14 protein-coding genes and 1 tRNA gene are annotated in these 16,957 nt (G+C 66.1%); all 15 read right to left on the bottom strand.

The annotated features are described in order from the left end of the window. Window positions 1-182 precede the first annotated feature (182 nt). The gene (locus AUCHE_RS07980; RefSeq protein WP_006502773.1) at window positions 183-548 is read right to left on the bottom strand and encodes a hypothetical protein; all 366 of its coding nucleotides are present in this window, start codon (window positions 546-548) and stop codon (window positions 183-185) included. Between the two features lie 31 nt (window positions 549-579). Beyond that, window positions 580-1,419: a Bax inhibitor-1/YccA family protein gene (locus AUCHE_RS07975; RefSeq protein WP_006502772.1), complete on the bottom strand. Its 840-nt coding sequence runs from the start codon at window positions 1,417-1,419 to the stop codon at window positions 580-582. Between the two features lie 171 nt (window positions 1,420-1,590). Further along, a tRNA-Leu gene (locus tag AUCHE_RS07970) sits at window positions 1,591-1,664 on the bottom strand. Window positions 1,665-1,674: 10 nt separating this feature from the next. Then, entirely contained in the window at window positions 1,675-2,727 is a 1,053-nt protein-coding gene (locus AUCHE_RS07965) for a Ppx/GppA phosphatase family protein (protein ID WP_006502771.1), read from the bottom strand. After that, a complete protein-coding gene (locus tag AUCHE_RS07960; RefSeq protein WP_006502770.1) occupies window positions 2,724-3,254 on the bottom strand; it encodes a DUF501 domain-containing protein in 531 nt (176 codons plus the stop codon). Before AUCHE_RS07960 ends, AUCHE_RS07965 begins: the two co-directional genes overlap by 4 nt. A gap of 46 nt (window positions 3,255-3,300) precedes the next feature. Next, on the bottom strand, window positions 3,301-3,963 hold the full coding sequence (locus AUCHE_RS15625) for an FtsB family cell division protein (RefSeq protein ID WP_006502769.1): 663 nt from the start codon (window positions 3,961-3,963) through the stop codon (window positions 3,301-3,303). Between the two features lie 146 nt (window positions 3,964-4,109). Then, entirely contained in the window at window positions 4,110-5,399 is a 1,290-nt protein-coding gene (gene eno, locus AUCHE_RS07950) for a phosphopyruvate hydratase (protein WP_006502768.1), read from the bottom strand. A gap of 209 nt (window positions 5,400-5,608) precedes the next feature. Then, the gene (locus AUCHE_RS07945) at window positions 5,609-6,256 is read right to left on the bottom strand and encodes a MazG family protein (RefSeq protein ID WP_245706782.1); all 648 of its coding nucleotides are present in this window, start codon (window positions 6,254-6,256) and stop codon (window positions 5,609-5,611) included. After that, a complete protein-coding gene (locus AUCHE_RS07940; RefSeq protein WP_217994359.1) occupies window positions 6,253-6,972 on the bottom strand; it encodes a hypothetical protein in 720 nt (239 codons plus the stop codon). The genes AUCHE_RS07945 and AUCHE_RS07940 overlap by 4 nt, the downstream gene beginning before the upstream one ends. Window positions 6,973-7,186: 214 nt before the next feature. After that, window positions 7,187-8,197 carry an SDR family NAD(P)-dependent oxidoreductase gene (locus tag AUCHE_RS07935; RefSeq protein ID WP_006502765.1) on the bottom strand — a complete coding sequence of 337 codons (1,011 nt, stop codon included), beginning with the start codon at window positions 8,195-8,197 and terminating at the stop codon, window positions 7,187-7,189. A 57-nt stretch (window positions 8,198-8,254) separates the two neighbouring features. Further along, complete coding sequence (gene mfd / locus AUCHE_RS07930; RefSeq protein WP_006502764.1) at window positions 8,255-11,872, bottom strand: transcription-repair coupling factor; 3,618 nt, start codon at window positions 11,870-11,872, stop codon at window positions 8,255-8,257. Window positions 11,873-11,920: 48 nt separating this feature from the next. Next, a complete protein-coding gene (locus AUCHE_RS07925; protein WP_040321840.1) occupies window positions 11,921-13,108 on the bottom strand; it encodes a glycosyltransferase in 1,188 nt (395 codons plus the stop codon). Window positions 13,109-13,217: 109 nt separating this feature from the next. Further along, complete coding sequence (locus AUCHE_RS07920; protein WP_407639824.1) at window positions 13,218-14,534, bottom strand: sugar transferase; 1,317 nt, start codon at window positions 14,532-14,534, stop codon at window positions 13,218-13,220. Between the two features lie 624 nt (window positions 14,535-15,158). Beyond that, window positions 15,159-15,755, bottom strand: coding sequence for an aminoacyl-tRNA hydrolase (pth, locus tag AUCHE_RS07915; RefSeq protein ID WP_245706780.1), 597 nt, complete (start codon window positions 15,753-15,755; stop codon window positions 15,159-15,161). A gap of 70 nt (window positions 15,756-15,825) precedes the next feature. After that, window positions 15,826-16,446, bottom strand: a complete 621-nt coding sequence (locus AUCHE_RS07910; protein ID WP_006502760.1) for a 50S ribosomal protein L25/general stress protein Ctc — start codon at window positions 16,444-16,446, stop codon at window positions 15,826-15,828. Window positions 16,447-16,957: the final 511 nt, after the last annotated feature.

The following is a 16,957-nucleotide window of genomic DNA, read 5'->3' as shown; positions in this document are numbered from 1 at the left end:
GTGGGGTGGTACAGACGCCGGACCAGCGTCGTGTACGGCTTTCCCCAAGCCCTATGGACCGAAGTCCCGGAACCGGGAACACGGTGCCCCGGCCATGGCCATATTGCCCATCGCATCCCACAACCTGGCGTTGGCGTCTCACAAAATGAGAGCGGTTGAAAATATCGGTGAACGGCCAGGCCTTAGCTAAGCACCCTGTCCTCGTCGGCGCCGGATTTTCCGGAAGTCCGCTGTCCGACCTGGCCGGTGACCTGCCGCCGAAGAAGGACGAGCCGTTTGGCGAGAGCGTCCGGACCGTCTGCTCCTCGCAGCGCGGAGAGGTCGTAGGTGACCACCATCACTTGGTCCCACAGGGTCGCCGGCCCGAGATCGGGCAGCTCCTCCTGCGGACGCCCGAGGAGATCTGCGCACTCGTCCGCGCAGGACTGGGCGTAGGACCGTAGTATCGCGACACGAACGAGCGCCTGGGGCAAGGGCAGCGTCCGCCACCATCGTCCCAGGCGCTCGAGTTCGGCCCTGATCGCGTCGTCCACCTGGTGTGCCGCCATGGGCACAGCATCCGCAGAACGACGGCGAAGGTCAATCCCTGAGCTGCGCGATCAGACGCAAAAGCTCCAGGTACAGCCAGACCACGCTGACCATCAGACCGTGAGCCAGCAGCCAGGAGTATTTCTCCGGCATCCCTGCATCGACCGCTTCCTGGATGGACTCGAAGTCCACGGCCAGCGTGTAAGCAGCCAGGCAAACCACCAACAGGGAGACACCGATGCTCAGGGGCGAACCGAAGGTGAGCAGGCCGCCGCTCTTACCGGAGACCAGAGCGAAGACCAGGTTGATCACCATGAAGAGGAGGTAACCCATAATGATCATGCCGACGATGCGACGCGAGCGGGCTGTGACCTTGATGTATCCGGCTTTCCAACCGACGAACATCGCCCCGAAGACGCACAGCGTCGCCAGCACAGCAGTGGAGACCACACCGGGGAACGCCCGCTCGAAGACCCGGCTGATCGCGCCGACGAAAAGACCTTCCAGCACCGCGTAGGTCACGATGAGTGGAATATTGACGGACTTCATGAAAAACATCGCGATGCCGATGCCCAAGGTGCCCACCAAGCCGACCATCCACATCAGCATGCCGATGGCGGGGTTGACGGTCATGGTGAACCAGGAGACGACTGTCGCGACAGCGAGCAAGCCGAAGAGGGTCATCGACTTCATGATCACGTCGTCGACGGTGACCCGCCCGGTCTGCACAGGGCCGGCAGCAGGCTGCTGGTACATCTCATTGAGTTGGTCGGCGCCAGGGGTGCCGTACCCCTGCGTCTGCTGGCCGTAGGAGGACTGCCCAGACCCGAAACCGGCGTAGCGTTTTTCCTCGACCTGCTTTTTCACTTGGTTGAAGACAGGGTTGCTCATGGGGAAGGTGTTCCTCCGAGTCGTCGCGCGCGTTTCGCGCTCCTCAGAAGGGACCAACGTCACAGAAGCGCCGAACGTTCCCTCTCGCCACCCTGATAAAGGTCACAGTTCGGTCACTGAGATAAGGCCTGGAATACGCCGAAGAAAAACCGAAAAGCCTTCCAAGAGAAGTGCCCCCGACGGGACTCGAACCCGCACTCGAGCCATTTTAAGTGGCCTGCCTCTGCCAATTGGGCTACGAGGGCGCCAACCAGCTTAGCCAGTCACCGAGCCGACGCCACGACCGCCCTGGTCGAATCTCCGAGGCGCGCCCCGACCAGCAGGAAACCCCTCATCACCGCTCCGGCCCTCGTCCACCAGAGCATGAACCACCCCGTCCAGGATGTCGTGCACGCTGGTGACCACAGAATCCAGGCCAGCAGCCTCCCCGACCCGCTCCACGATCCCTGCCCACACCAGAGCCCCGGAGACGATCACATCCACTCTCCCCGGATGCATATACGGCAAGGCAGCCCGCTGCTCCCTGGTCATCGACGCCAGCTCCGCACAGGCCGAGAGCACGTCTTCCACCGACATCCGTGACAGATGAACCCGGCTCATATCCGACTCGGCGACGCCCAAGGCATGCGCCGCGATCGTCGTCACCGACCCCGCCGCGCCCACCAAAGTACGCACCCCGGTGAAACCCACCAGGGACTCCACCCGATCCAACACCACCTGAGTCTCCCCACGGATCGCCTTGACCGCAGCCAATCCCGGCGCATCGTCCTGGAGATAACGCTCCGCAAGACGCACACACCCGATATCCGCCGACAAGGCCCTGCGCACCCCGGAGAACCCCCGGACGAATTCCGTGGACCCCCCACCCAGGTCCACGACCAGGTAGTCCCCCGGAAAACCAGCTGCCGCGACCGCCGAGGTCGCCCCCCGGAAGGTCAACGCGGCCTCGGTCTGGCCGTTGACGACCTCCGGCACCACCTGCCAGGGCCGGAGTCGATCAGCGACACCCTGGATGAAAACTGAGGTGTTCCCCGCCCCCCGAGCCGCCGAGGTCGCCACGAAATGAAGCTTCTCGACATCCATCCGGGAACACACACGAGCGTATTCCTCGGTCACCTCCCAGGCCCGTGACATGGCCTGGGGAGTCAACGAAAAGCTCGAATCCACGCCCTCGCCCAACCGGACGACCTCTGCACGTCGCAGCAACTCGTGCACCACAGGACGCCCCAGCCGCCCAGGCACCGAACAATCAGCGACCAGCAGGCGCAGAGAGTTCGTGCCGCAGTCGATCGCGGCGACCCTGGTCACGCAGTTTCCCCGACCGCGCCCCCGCCGCCGGGACAATGGCACTGTTCCCGCCAGGACGGCAGCAGCGCCAGCGCCTCGTCCCCGAACGGATTGACCCCAGGACCTGCAGCCAAGGCGTGCCCGACCAGCACATGCAGGCATTTCACTCGAGACGGCATACCGCCGGCCGAGATCCCTTCGATCTCCGGCACATCGCCGAGACTGCTCCGCCGGGCGAGATAATCCTCGTGTGCCGCCGCATAGCGAGCCGCCAGCTCCTCGTCCTGGGCGAGCCGTTCGGTCATGTCCTTCATCAGACCGGTCGACTCCAGCGTGGAGATGGCCCCCGTCAGTCGAGGACAGGTGACGTAGAAGATCGTCGGGAAGGGCGTCCCGTCAGGCAGCCGCGGAGAAGTGACCAGGACGTCAGGACGCCCGCAGACACAACGATGACCCACTCCTACGACTCCACGCACTTCTCGCCCCAGCTGCTCGGCAGCAACCTTCAGGTCTTCCTCCGAGGCCGGCTCGTAAAGGGCAGCACTCATCTTCGTTTCTCTCCCTGCTCGTTCTCGCCGGACCGGATCGGCCTGTTCAACGACCTTCGCCTGCAGTCGGCTGTCCGTTCGTGGTGGGCACCGGGGACGGTGTCCTCGATGTACTCGGGGCCGTCGACAGACGACGGGCACCGTCCCCACCGGCACCGGGCACAGACTGTTTCGGTGAGGAAGGCGCCATCGGTGTGGTGCTCGGGTTCAAGGTGGGCGTCGGCGGGCGTCCACCTTCCAGACGAGTGCGCCCACCGCGGATACCGTCGGTCAGCTCCACCGATGCCCAGATCTTCGAGAACCACGACATCTGTTCGTCCTGGACCGGCGCCACCAGGGATCCACGGATCTCCCCCTCGCGGGTCTCATCGACGCCCTCCGCCCCGATCACCGTGTAGGCGACCTCGCCCGGCTTGACGAGCTTCAGCCGTTTACGGGCCTGCTGCTCAACATATGCCGGGTCCTCCCAACGACCCTTCTCCTCGGTGAGCTCCCGAACCGTCTGCTCCTGAGAGGCCACCTTCGCACGCATCGCATCCAGTTCGTGCCGCTGTTCGTACCAAGCACGCAGGGTCGGCATCAGCATCAAGGCCAGGAAGAGCAGCACCGCACCGAGCATCGCCAGCCGGCGGGTCGGACCGGTCACCTTGATCAACGCTTCAGGCGTGTTCTTACGGGCGTGGTCCTCCACCGGAGGCGCGGCCTTCACCCGAGGACGTTCGACCTTGGCCGGACGAGTAGGCCCCTCCCCCCTGCTCGGGGAGGAATGACGCGACGAAGCAGGGCGCGCCCCGGGGGCGCGTCGGGATTTGCCCGACGCGCCCCCGGGGCGACTATTGGCTGCAGCCACCTGGGTCAGCCCTGTGCGCCCTTAAAGCGCGGGAAGGCCGATGCGCCCGCGTACACCGCGGCGTCGTCGAGGTCCTCCTCGATACGCAGCAGCTGGTTGTACTTCGCGACGCGCTCGGAACGGGCCGGGGCTCCGGTCTTGATCTGGCCGCAGTTCGTGGCGACGGCCAGGTCGGCGATGGTGGTGTCCTCGGTCTCGCCGGAGCGGTGGCTCATCATGCACTTGTAACCGGCGATCTGAGCCATCGTCACCGCGTCCAGGGTCTCCGTCAACGAACCGATCTGGTTCACCTTGACCAGGAGCGCGTTCGCGGTGTCGGACTCGATGCCCCGGGCGAGACGCTTGGGGTTGGTGACGAACAGGTCGTCGCCCACGAGCTGGACCTTGCTGCCCAGACGCTCGGTGATGGCCTTCCAGCCGTCCCAGTCGTCCTCGTTCAGCGGGTCCTCGATGGACACCAGCGGGTAGGCCTCGACGAGCTCGGCGTAGTAGTCGATCATCTCGGCAGCGGTCTTGGTGCCGCCCTCGAAGGCGTACCCGCCGTCCTTGTAGAACTCGGAGGCCGCGACGTCCAGGGCCACCGCGATGTCCTTACCGAACTCGTACCCGGCTGCCTTGACGGCCTCACCGATCAGGTCGAGCGCAGCGCGGTTGCTCTCCAGGTTGGGCGCGAAACCACCCTCGTCGCCCAGACCGGTGGCCAGGCCCTTGTCGTGCAGGACCTTCTTCAGCGCGTGGTAGACCTCGGCGCCCATGCGCAGCGCTTCCTTGAAGGAGGCCGCACCGATGGGGGCGATCATGAACTCCTGGATGTCGACATTCGAGTCGGCGTGGGAGCCACCGTTGAGGATGTTCATCATCGGGACCGGCAGGACGTGCGCGTTCGGGCCACCCACGTAGCGGTACAGCGGGAGACCGGCCGAGTCGGCCGCGGCCCGAGCCACTGCCAACGACACACCCAGGATCGCGTTCGCGCCCATGGAGCCCTTGTTGTCGGTTCCGTCGACAGCCAGCATCTCGCTGTCGATCAAACGCTGGTCTGCGGCGTCATAGCCGAGCAGACGCGGCTGCAGGTCCTCGATGACGTGCTCGACGGCCTTCTCGACGCCCTTGCCGAGATAGCGCCCCTTGTCCCCGTCGCGCAGTTCGACTGCTTCGAACGCTCCGGTGGAGGCACCGCTGGGGACGGCCGCCCGGGCCATCGTCCCGTCCTCGAGCACGACCTCGACCTCGACGGTCGGGTTGCCACGCGAGTCCAGGATCTCGCGGGCGCCAATTGCCTCAATGCTTGCCACGGACATCTCCTTGCGACGGACCAAATCACTACCGGTCCGAGCCTACCGGCCCCGGCGGGTGAACGGCGCGGCGGGCGCGCTCAGCGGTCATATCGGCCCAGGTACCGGACAGATGGGGACGCCCAGGAGGATTCCGACACCCTTCACAGGCGGATCCTGAGCCCCTTCGCCATCGGGCCGCCGGAGATCCCGGACCGCGCCCCGGGGACCTACGGGGTCGGTTGGGCCGCCGTATCGAGCCCTCGCAAGGTCTCCCGCAATGCGGCCGAGGGGTCGACTCCCGATTCCCGCGCCTCCAGGATCACCTGCAACATCCGTGACCCGATGTCCTCGCCACGCGCCAGGACCCGCACCCGGTCCAGCTGACCGGCTCGGTCCAGGCGCGCCACGACCTTCGTCGCCCGCTCGAATGCAGGCATCCCCACGGGGATACCGTCCAGGACGTCCCGACGCTCGGGTTTCTCCTCGGCCTTCAGCTCGTCCCAGCGTGCCTCCACCTGTTCCGGGGTGCGGGCGTCGCCGTCGGCGAAGACATGCGGGTGACGCCGACGCAACTTGGCCACCACCCCCCGCGCGACATCGTCGACATCGAAGGGGTCGCTTTCGTCTTCCTGGGCCACTCGAGCGTGGAAGACGACCTGCAGGAGCAGGTCACCGAGTTCCTCCCGAAGATGACCGCGGTCGGAGGTGAGAACGGCCTCAGCGAGCTCGTAGGCCTCCTCCACGGCGTACGGAGCCAGCGAGCGATGAGTCTGCCGGGCGTCCCACGGGCACCCGCCCGGGGCACGCAACAGGTCCATCACCTCGACCAGCTCACCCATCCCGGAGAGATCAGGACGGGGAAGCGGTGTTGTCACTGGCCCTCGGCCGGCTTGTTGTCTGCCGGTGCCGGAGCCCCGCCTTTCGGCGCGTCCTCCTTGGGCGCGTCTCCCTTCGGGGCAGGGGCCCCGGGCAAGGTCGCCGGCGGCTCCTTCGGTGCTTCCTGCTCAGGAGGCTGCTGCCCGCCACCCGGCTGCCCACCACCCGGGTGCCCCGGAGGCATGGTGGGATGGCCGGGCGGAAGCTGACCGGCATCGGGCGTCTTCATCCAGTTCGGGGTGGAGGGCACCATGGCGATCCGCTGGCGATCGAATTGGCCGTACTTCGGATTGACCGTGACCTCCGACTTCTGCATGCGCTGCATCGCTGCTTGCCGAACAGGGTTCTGCTTCAGGGAATTCGCCATCTGGATCCCACGGAGCACCTCGATCGTCGAATCGTGCCACCCCTCGATCTTCTGCCCGCCCTGGTCGAATTCCTTCAACTGCTGGCGCACGGTGTCAGCCGAAATCGGAGTGATCTTCAACTCTTCAGCATTGGTCACGATGACTTTGGAGATGATCAACTGCGTCAAGACCTCGGCGGCGACCGGGGACGAGGTCCCCGGCATCCGCTTCACGTCCTCGATGAAGGCCGCGAGATCCGCTTCCTTGATGACGTGGCCGTCGACGATGGCCGCTGCGGACGGGTCCATGTTCCCGCACCCGGCCAGACCTGCCGACATGGCAACGGCGGCAACCGTTGCGATCCCCACACGGGTGAGTCGAGACTTCACTGTGGATCCTTTCCAGCCAAACCACGGGCGCCGGCCACACCGTGTCGCTTCCGGCCGCCTCACCCCGGCACCACAGGCCTTCGGACCATGACGGTCCGAGCAGGTACGGGCGACGGGGCATTTCCATGTCGAGCCTACCGCGTGCCGGGACGAGAGAGTGTCTCCTCCGCGCCCCGCCCGTCCGGCTGCTGAATCATCCCCTCGACGACGAGGCCTGCTCGCCGAAGCGGGAAGCGGCCCGATCGCCTCGTCCGGTCAACCGCTCCAGCCACGGCGCATCGGCCATCGCCCGAGCGGCACGACCGTCGACCGTCCCCGAAGCCGTCGGATCACCGGCCGGCGGACGAGGCAACAACCGCCCACCCAGGCCGAGCATCGTCCCGGTCATCGACGGCAGGGCCCCGGCCACCCGCACCGCGGCCTGCGCCCACGGAGAGAGGACCACCATCCCCCGACCGGCCAACACGCCGTCGGCGATCCGGCCGGCCGCCCGCTCCGCATCCATCGCGACCACCGGAAGACACGCTCCAGGAGCGAACCAGGCGTATTCCTTGGCCTGGTCCCCGGTGAACTGCGCCGCCAGATGCGACCCGGTCCGCATCAGACCCGGGACGATCGTCGTAGCGGTCACCCCCGACCCGTGCAGTTCCGCACGGAGCCCCTCCGTGAAACCCACAGCACCGAACTTGGCCGTGGAATAAGGCAGCAGATGCGGGACCGAGATCTTCCCCCCGATGGAGGTCACCACGCCGAACCGGCCTCGTCGACGGGCTCGCATGCCGGGGAGAACGGCGAACGCCAAGTTGATCGGCCCCCACAACATGATGTCGATGCAGGTGCGGTAGTGCTCCCGGGTCATCGACTCGGCCGGACCGACCTGGATGACACCGGCGACGTGAACGGCTACGTCGATCTCACCGACCTCCGCAGTGACCCGACGCAGCGCCGTGCCCAGACCGTCGACATCGGTGACATCTGCACGATAGGTCTCCAGCCCGTAACCCCAATCGCGCATGCGTTCCCGGGCTTCAGCCAAGGATTCCTCCGACCGCGCCAATCCGACCACGCGGCAACCCCGGGCTGCCAACTCACGACAGACCAGCAGACCCAGCCCGCGGGAGGCACCGACGACCACGGCCACCGGCGACGGTGGGAGCGGACCCGGCCGAGCGAGTGCGGCACTGAACGAAGGCAGTCTCACCATGGCTCGGACCTACCCCGGAGGGAGCATCCCAAACTGGGCGACTTCACGGTACGCCGGTCACCTGGACTTCCCGGTCGGATTTCCGGCGCGGGTCAGATCGTCCAGCAGGACCGTCCGGACGAGCTGCGCCGCCCAGTCCAGCACGGCCTTGTCACGCAGCGGGCGTCCCCCGACCGGCGCAGTGGCCGGCGACGGGACCAGGATGGTACGCAGAGCCGCCTTGACGACGGTCCCCTTGTACAACCGCTGCAAGCGCATGAGTCGACTGTCCGGCAGGTCGACCGGTCCGAAACGGATCTGTCGGCCCTGCACCCCGATATCGGAGATCCCGGCGGCACGGGCGACCGTACGAAGTCTCGCCACCTCCACGAGATTCTCCGCCGGCGGCGGGAGCGGCCCGTAACGGTCCACCAGTTCGGCCACGATCTCGGCCAGTTCGGCCTCATCGGACACCTGGGCCAGTTTTCGGTAGGCCTCCAGGCGTAGTCGTTCACCGGGCACGTACTCGTGGGGCAGGTGCGCGTCGACCGGCAGCTCGATCTTGATCTCCGGCGGTTGTTCGACCCGGTCCGGATCCCGGAAGTCAGCGACCGCCTCCCCCACGAGCCGCACATAGAGGTCGAAACCGACGCCCGCGATGTGACCCGACTGCTCCCCACCCAGGAGGTTCCCGGCTCCACGGATCTCCAGGTCCTTCATCGCCACCGCCATTCCCGCTCCGAGATCGGTGTGACCGGCGATCGTGGCCAGACGATCGTGCGCGGTTTCGGTGAGGGTCTGCCCCGCCGGGTAGAGGAAGTAGGAATAGGCGCGTTCCCGACCTCGTCCGACCCGCCCGCGCAGCTGGTGGAGCTGGGAGAGTCCCAGCACATCGGCCCGGTCCACGATGAGGGTGTTGGCATTGGACACGTCCAAGCCGGTCTCGACGATGGTCGTGCAGACCAGGACGTCGAAGCGACGCTCCCAGAAGTCGACGACGACCTGTTCCAGCCTGGACTCACCCATCTTGCCGTGCGCCGTCCCGATCCGGGCCTCGGGGACCAGTTCCCGCAGCCGGGCCGCCGTCTTCTCGATCGACTGGACCCGGTTGTGCACGAAGAAGACCTGTCCCTCGCGCAGAAGTTCACGACGGATCGCCGCAGTCACCTGTTTCTCGTCGTAGGCACCCACGAAGGTGAGCACCGGGTGCCTCTCCTCCGGAGGGGTCGTCAAGGTCGACATCTCCCGGATGCCGGTCACCGCCATCTCCAGGGTGCGCGGAATGGGTGTGGCGCTCATGGCCAGCACGTCGACATCGGTCCGTAGGGCTTTGAGCTGTTCCTTGTGCTCGACCCCGAAACGTTGTTCCTCGTCGATGACCACGAGTCCCAGACTCTTGAAACGGATCTGCGGGGACAGCAGACGGTGGGTGCCGATGACCAGGTCCACCGAGCCGTCCTGCAGTCCCTCCATCACCGCTTTGGTCTCCGACTCCGTCTGGAAACGGGACAACGCCCTGACCCGCACCGGGAACTGGGCGTACCGTTCGGAGAAGGTCACCAGGTGCTGTTGCACCAGCAGGGTGGTCGGCACCAGGACGGCGACCTGTTTTCCGTCCTGGATCGCTTTGAAAGCGGCACGCACCGCGATCTCCGTCTTGCCGTATCCCACGTCACCGCAGATCAGACGATCCATGGGGACTTCCTTCTCCATGTCCGCCTTGACCTCGTCGATGGAGGACAGCTGGTCGGGGGTCTCGATGTAGGCGAAGGCCTCCTCGAGTTCTCGCTGCCAGGGCGTGTCCGGGGAGAACGCGTGCCCGCGGGTCGCCATCCTTGCCGAGTAGAGCCTGATCAGTTCGCCGGCGATCTCCTTGACATATTTCTTGGCCCGTGACTTCGTCTTGGACCAGTCAGACCCGCCCAGCTTGTTCAGGCTCGGTGCTTCACCGCCGACGTAGCGGGTCACCTGATCGAGTTGGTCGGTCGGGACGAAGAGACGGTCACCGGGTTGCCCACGCTTCGAGGAGGCGTACTCCAACACCAGGTACTCGCGGGTAGCGCCCTGGACGGTGCGCTGGGTCATCTCCACGAAACGACCCACCCCGTGCTGCTCGTGGACCACGAAATCTCCTGGTCGGAGCTGCAGAGGATCGACCTGATTTCGCCGCCGGGAAGGCATCTTCCGCATATCCCGGGTGGACCCGCCGCCACCGGACGAGTTCTGCCCGACCAGATCGGTCTCGGTGACGACGACCAGATCCGCCCCGGGAACGACGAACCCGCGGGTGAGACAGCCCTGCACGAAGAGCACCGTCCCCGGAACCGGTGCCGGACTCCTCTCCTCGCTACAGGACAGGGCAGGCACGGCGTCCTCGGCCAGGACCTCTGCCAGACGCTTACCCAACCCGGGCCCTTCGGTGACCACGACGACCTGCTGCTTTTCCTGGAGCGCCCACCGCTTCAGGTCCGACCGGATGGCCTCGGGATCGCCCCGGTAGGCGGAAGCGTCCTGGCTGACCAGGTTCACCGCGACGGCATCGTCCGCGCCGATGTCCTCGACCAACTCCTCGTCGGAGGCGAACGAGGTGAACGTCCACCACGCCAAACCCCGGTGCAGGGCGTGCTCCCGGGCCCGGGCCAGACTCCAGAAGGACCCCTCACCCAGGACCGAGGCCAGATCGACCGGGACCACCGCGCCCGCAGCGGCCCCCGACCAGCTGGCCTCCAAGAATTCCTGGCTCGTGGCGACCAGGTCGTGAGCCCGGGCTCGGACCCTCTCCGGGTCGGACACCACGACCTTCGCCTCCGGCGGGAGCAGATCGAGGAGGGACTCCATCCCGTCGACCAGCACCGGGCCGAGCGACTCCATCCCCTCCACGGCCACACCCGCAGCGATCTTGCCGAGCATGTCGGCGACACCTGGCAGACGAGGGATCAGTTCCTCCGCCCTGGCCCGGACGGCATCGGTGAGCAGGATCTCCCGGCAGGGCGGCGCCCACAACCCGTGCGGGGCGATCTCGAGCGAACGCTGATCGGCCACCTTGAAAACGCGGATCTCCTCGACCTCGTCACCGAAGAACTCGACCCGCAACGGATGGTTCTCGGTCGGGGGGAAGACGTCGAGGATTCCTCCGCGGACCGCGAACTCCCCCCGCCGTTCCACCAGATCGGTACGGATGTAGGCCGCTGCCGCGAGTGCTTCGACCACCTCGGGCAAGGGCCTGCTGTCACCGGTGTGCAGAGCCACCGGCTCCAGGTCCGCCAGCCCGGTCGCGATGGGCTGTAGAAGAGCCCGCACCGGTGACACCAGCACCCGGATCGGGCCGTACAGCGGATCCGAGGGGTCCGGGTGAGCGAGGCGTCGCAGCACCGCCAGCCGTCGCCCCACGGTGTCGCTGCGTGGACTCAACCGCTCGTGAGGCAGAGTCTCCCAGCTGGGGATATGAGCGACAGTCTCTGGGGGCAAGAAGCATCGCAAGGCCGTGGTCAGATCTTCGGCTTCACGACCGGTCGCGGCGACCAACACAATGGGCTCCGGCCCGGCTTGGTTCTCGGCCAGCGCCGCGACCAGAGCAGGCCTGGCACCCCCGGCGACGGCGATATCGACCAGGGTCTCCCCAGCTCGGGCATGGTCGAGGACACGACGTGCGGATTCGTCGACGGACAGCGCCGTCACGAGAGAGCCAAGGTTCATCGGGATGCCTCCGGAGGCAGTACGGACCGGTCGAACGCCAGGCAAAGCCTAGACGCGGTCGTGGCCGGCCGCCCGTCCGCCCGACAGCTCGTCATAACGAGCCTCGAGCAGGGCTGTCCGATGACAGAGGTCGAACTCCCGCCGTACCCTTTCCTGCCCTTGCTGGCCGAGCCGGATGGCCAGTTCGGGGTCGGAGAGGACCTGAGCCATCGCTTCGCTGAGGGCGGGGATATCACCGGGAGGAACCAGGATCCCACTGATCCCGTCGGCCACCGACTCCAACAGGCCGGCAGCCGCGTAACCCACTTGGGGAGCGCCGGCTCTGGCAGCTTCGAGGAAGGTCAGTCCGAAGGCTTCCCCGGCGCCGTCGTCGTCCAGGGTGGACGGCCCCACGAAGAGACGAGCCCGGGAGAGCGCCTGGGCGACCCGTTCGGGGGCCACCCGCCCCTCGAAGTGGAACCGGGTGTCGGTGATCCGGGCAGCCCGTCGCTCCAGCTCGGCCCGTTGCGGACCTTCTCCGAGGATCCGCACCTCATGGGACCGACGAATGTTCGGTGGTAACGCTTCCACCGCCGAGATCAGGTCCGTTACTCCTTTGCGGGGGGTCAGCCGTCCGACGAAGACGATCTCGCTGCGAGGAGAGTCCGGAGGTGGAAGGTTCTCCGGAACAGGGATGCCCAGGTAATGGACGTGGGTCTTCTCCGGTGGCGCTCCGAGCTCGAGAAGGCGCCCGCGCAGGTAGTTCGAGACCGGAAGCAGCGCGGAGGCGTACTCGAAGACCTCCGGGAGCCTGCGCAGATACCACGATCTGGCGTCGTCGTAGTGAGGGAAGTGCACGACGTCCCAGCCGTGAAAGGTCACCACCAGGGGCAACCCCAACCGTCGGGCGAGGGGCAGCACCTGCGCGGCATCCATCCCGAAATGGGCGTGGATCACGCAGGCGTTCCCTCGTTCGACAGCACGGTCGTAAATGCCTCGGTATCCCAGGCGGGCGGCCAGACGCAAGGCCCACAGCCCTGCAGTGCCGTGGGGGAAGGGCGCGACCTGCGGGCGCACTCCCAGCCTGTCGTCGTCGCGGTAGAGACCCAACGGGATGGGGGCGTACCGCCGCAAGGCGGCCAGGTGATCGGCGATGAAGGTTTCTGAGGGCGCCAACCAGTGCGAACGCCAGACCACCACGCCCGGCCGCGCGGTCGACGATCCGTTCTCCGGCGTCCTCTTCCCCGCGGCGGTCATGTCATCGGCCTCCCTCCTCCGCGAGATTAACGCGAGTTGGCGGCCAGCCGGCGTTGGCTGATCGGCGCGCCTCGGGAAAACCGGCCGACGGCCACGGACGGAGCCCGAGTCAGTAGGCCCCGGAGCTGTGGGTCACCGCCCGGAAGGTACGGAAGAGGATGTGCAGGTCACCGATCGGCGACCAGTTGTCGACATAGCGCAGATCGAGCCGGAGTGATTCCTCCCAGCTGAGATCGCTACGGCCGGATACCTGCCACAGACCGGTCATCCCGGGCCGTACGTGCAGGCGGCGCAACGCATCGGGTTCGTACTGCTCGACCTCGGCCGGCAGCGGAGGGCGCGGACCGACCAGTGACATGTCGCCGAAGAGGACGTTGAACAGCTGCGGGAGCTCGTCGAGCGAATAGCGACGAAGAACCTTGCCGATTCCGGTGATCCGCGGGTCGTCCTTCATCTTGAAGAGCACACCGTTGCCATCGCTCTTGGCCCGCAACGCCTCCAGACGTTTCTCGGCGTCGACCACCATGGTGCGGAACTTGAAGATGTAGAAGATCTCGCCACGTACCCCGACCCGTTTCTGTTTGAAGAAGACCGGGCCCGGATCGGTGATCTTGACGGCGAGGGCAACGGTGATCAGTACCGGTGCGAGCATCAGGAGCAGCAGGAAGGCCAGACTCCGGTCCATGACGTCCTTGAGGAAGACCGACCTGGTCGCGTGGGCCGGACGCTCGACGTGCAGCAAGGAGAGGTTGTTCGACGGCCGGATGGACATGCGCGGCCCTGCGACGTCCAGCAGGCCCGGGGAGACGATCAGCTCGATGCCTCGCTCTTCCAAGGCCCAGGCCAGCCTGCGCAGGGCTTTGCCGGCCAGATCGGGATGTGAGGCCACCGCGACGACCTCGGCGTCGTAGAGGTCCGCGGCGGCGATCGCGTCGCGGGGGGTCCCCATCACCGGGATCCCCTCGATCGAGGACATCGTGTCGCAGTCGGTGTCCATGCCGGAGGCGCAGACGGCCACCGGCAGCAGCCCCTGGGTCGGTTCGGCACGGATGCTGCGGAGCAGCGAGGCCGCGGCATCCGCCCGACCGACCACGATGGTGCGTTGCATGAGCTGACCGGTGCAGCGATGCTTGCCGAGCCAGTGCCGCATGCCCTGCCTGGTGATCAGCCCGGCGAAGAGCAGCATGGGGATCAAGGCGAGTACATAGGCGCGGGCCAACTGCCAGTTCAGCAGGAAGGAAGCCACCGCAAGCAATGCCAACATCCCGATGACGGCCCGCCCCACCGCGCGATATTCCTCGCTGGACACGCCCAGGAAACGGCGTTCGTAGGCATTGGACATCCCCAATGCGACGACCCAGACGATGCCCACCAACGGGACGATCCAGTAATAGGCCGGCTGAACATAGGACTCGTTGAAACGCATCAAAGCCGCGGCGACACTGCAGAGCAGGCCGGTCACCGCGTCAAGGACAAGGAGCTTTTTCAAGTAACGACGCGACCATGAATTCCGGGCCGATGGACGCGTGACGGAGCTTCCCAGGGTGGGCGCGAATAGTTCATTGCTATTTGCCGGAATCTCCAGCCTTTCGACAGGTATTCCACGGCGGTCGGTCCGATGCTGGACGCGATCACGTTTACGAGTGATCTCGCGTTCATGTATCGACACGCTGCCAACCCCTCCCAGTTGACGACAACAGATTTCGAAGTGTCCCCCCGGAAAAGAAACACCGCTTGGCCGATCCCCATTCGGCCCTGACGAGCGCAGACCTCGGCATCATTGCCGTGCCATCCGTGTCGGGTCGCGCCCGGACACCTCTCGGCATCCCGCCCCTGACGCCTTCGTCACTCTGGGCGGAAATGGCCCGCCGCTCAGACGCCGCCTCAACTGTACTCTCACGACCCTGCACGCGCAGGTGCCGTCCACGTCGGAAAAATCACGGCCGAACATCTCAGGAGGCCCCGCTCCGACCCTGCTTCCACAGAGCACTCACGCCGCTGAAATCCTTGCGGCTGGAAGGGTATCCGTCCCAAGCAGATGCTCTCGGCGTCACGGGCCGTCCTCTCCGGGAAAACCATGGAGAACAAGCTCTTCGATCACATCCACCGCATCCCCCAGGACGAATGGCAATTCCTTGCGCTCAGTGGCGCCGAAATCACGGAGAACGAAATCTGCCACGGACATCCGACCAGGCGGACGTCCGATACCCACTCTGACCCGCACATAGTCACGAGTACGCAGAGCCGAGGAAATCGACCGTAATCCGTTGTGCCCGGCCTCACTGCCCCCGCGCCGCAGACGGACCTGCCCGAAAGGCGTCTCCAGATCGTCATGGACAACGATCACCGAGGCAGCCGGAACCGAGAAGAAAGCCGCCAGAGCTGCAGTCGGTGCCCCCGACTCGTTCATATACGTCGACGGACGAGCTGCGACGATCCTGGGCCCGGGCAGCCCCCCGGGCCGTACCCCTAGCCGTGCTTCTGCCACCGCAGCCCGGGCCTTGTGCGAGCGAAAGGATGCAGAACACCGCGAAGCAATCTCGTCGACCACCATCGAGCCGACGTTATGGCGATTCCCCACATACTCCCGGCCAGGATTCCCCAGCCCGATGATCAAAGCTGGATCCAGGATGGAATGGGATATCACCGGACCAGGGTAACGGTCGGGAGCACGCCCTGGAGACGCGGCCCGACCGTTACCCTCGAACGCCAAATGATCAGGCGTTCTCCCCGGCCTCGTCCTTTTCGATGCCGGCCTCGGCCTCGGCCTCGGCCAGCTCCGCCTCGAGGGCCTCAGCGGAAATCGCCTGGGAAATGTTCACGACGAGGGTGTCGGCCTCCGTCACCAGAGCGACCCCGGCGGGCAGGTCGATGTCGGAAGCGTGGATCTGCGTCCCCGCGGCAAGCCCCTCGACCGAGACTTCGACGACGGTCGGGATGTGAGTGGCCTCGGCCTCGACCTGCAGGGTCTGGGCCTCGACGCTCACCAGCGTCTCCGGGGCGGCGTGACCGACCGTGGTGACGGTGACGTCGACGCCGACCTTCTCACCACGCTGCACGACCACCAGGTCGATGTGCTCGATGATCGGCTTGAGGACATCGCGCTGCACGTCCTTGACCAGAACCATCTGGTTCTTGCCGTCGATGGACAGGTTCAGCACGGCGTTCTGAACCTTCACGGCCAACATGGTCTCGTGGCCGGGGAGGGTCAGGTGGACCGGCTCGGTGCCGTGCCCGTAGAGGACCGCAGGGATCTTGTGCGCCCGACGAACCCGGCGAGCCGCGCCCTTGCCGAACTCGGTCCGCTTCTCCGCGACGATGGTGGTGGCCTCAGACATCTTCTTCTCCTCGATAGACAGGGAATTCGAAACTTCCTGCCTCGACGCGGGAAATCGCGCGGACACCCGCGGCCGGGAGCGCGCACCGCCCAGACCACATCCCGCGTCGATCACGGATCACCGACGACTTCACAGTCCGTGCGGTATCCCTCGCCGAGGCAAGTCTTCATGATAACGGCTCCGGCATCCCCTCCCCTTCGGGGAACTCCCCACGCCGGCCGTGCCCTACGCTCCGCAGCCGACGAACCCTCTAGCGGCTCAAGTGCACACAGCAGCGGGTCACTTTTCAGGAAAGTAGCCCGTGCGCTACCTTCACAACTAGACTGAGCGTCCGTCCTGAACGTCTGCCCATCTCTGATCCGGGCACGAGGACGTCCCGGCCCCATCCACCACTCCACCGCACATGACGCTGCACCGTCACCCGTCGCAGGCGAGGGGATGACCTGTGAACCATCGCTCGAGACCGACGCACGGCTCAGCATGTCCCCAAGATCACCGTGCACACTGTGAC

The sequence above is a fragment of the Austwickia chelonae NBRC 105200 genome (genome assembly GCF_000298175.1).
GTDB classification, from domain to species: Bacteria; Actinomycetota; Actinomycetes; order Actinomycetales; family Dermatophilaceae; genus Austwickia; species Austwickia chelonae.
This window is presented reverse-complemented; position numbering and strand designations above follow the sequence as displayed.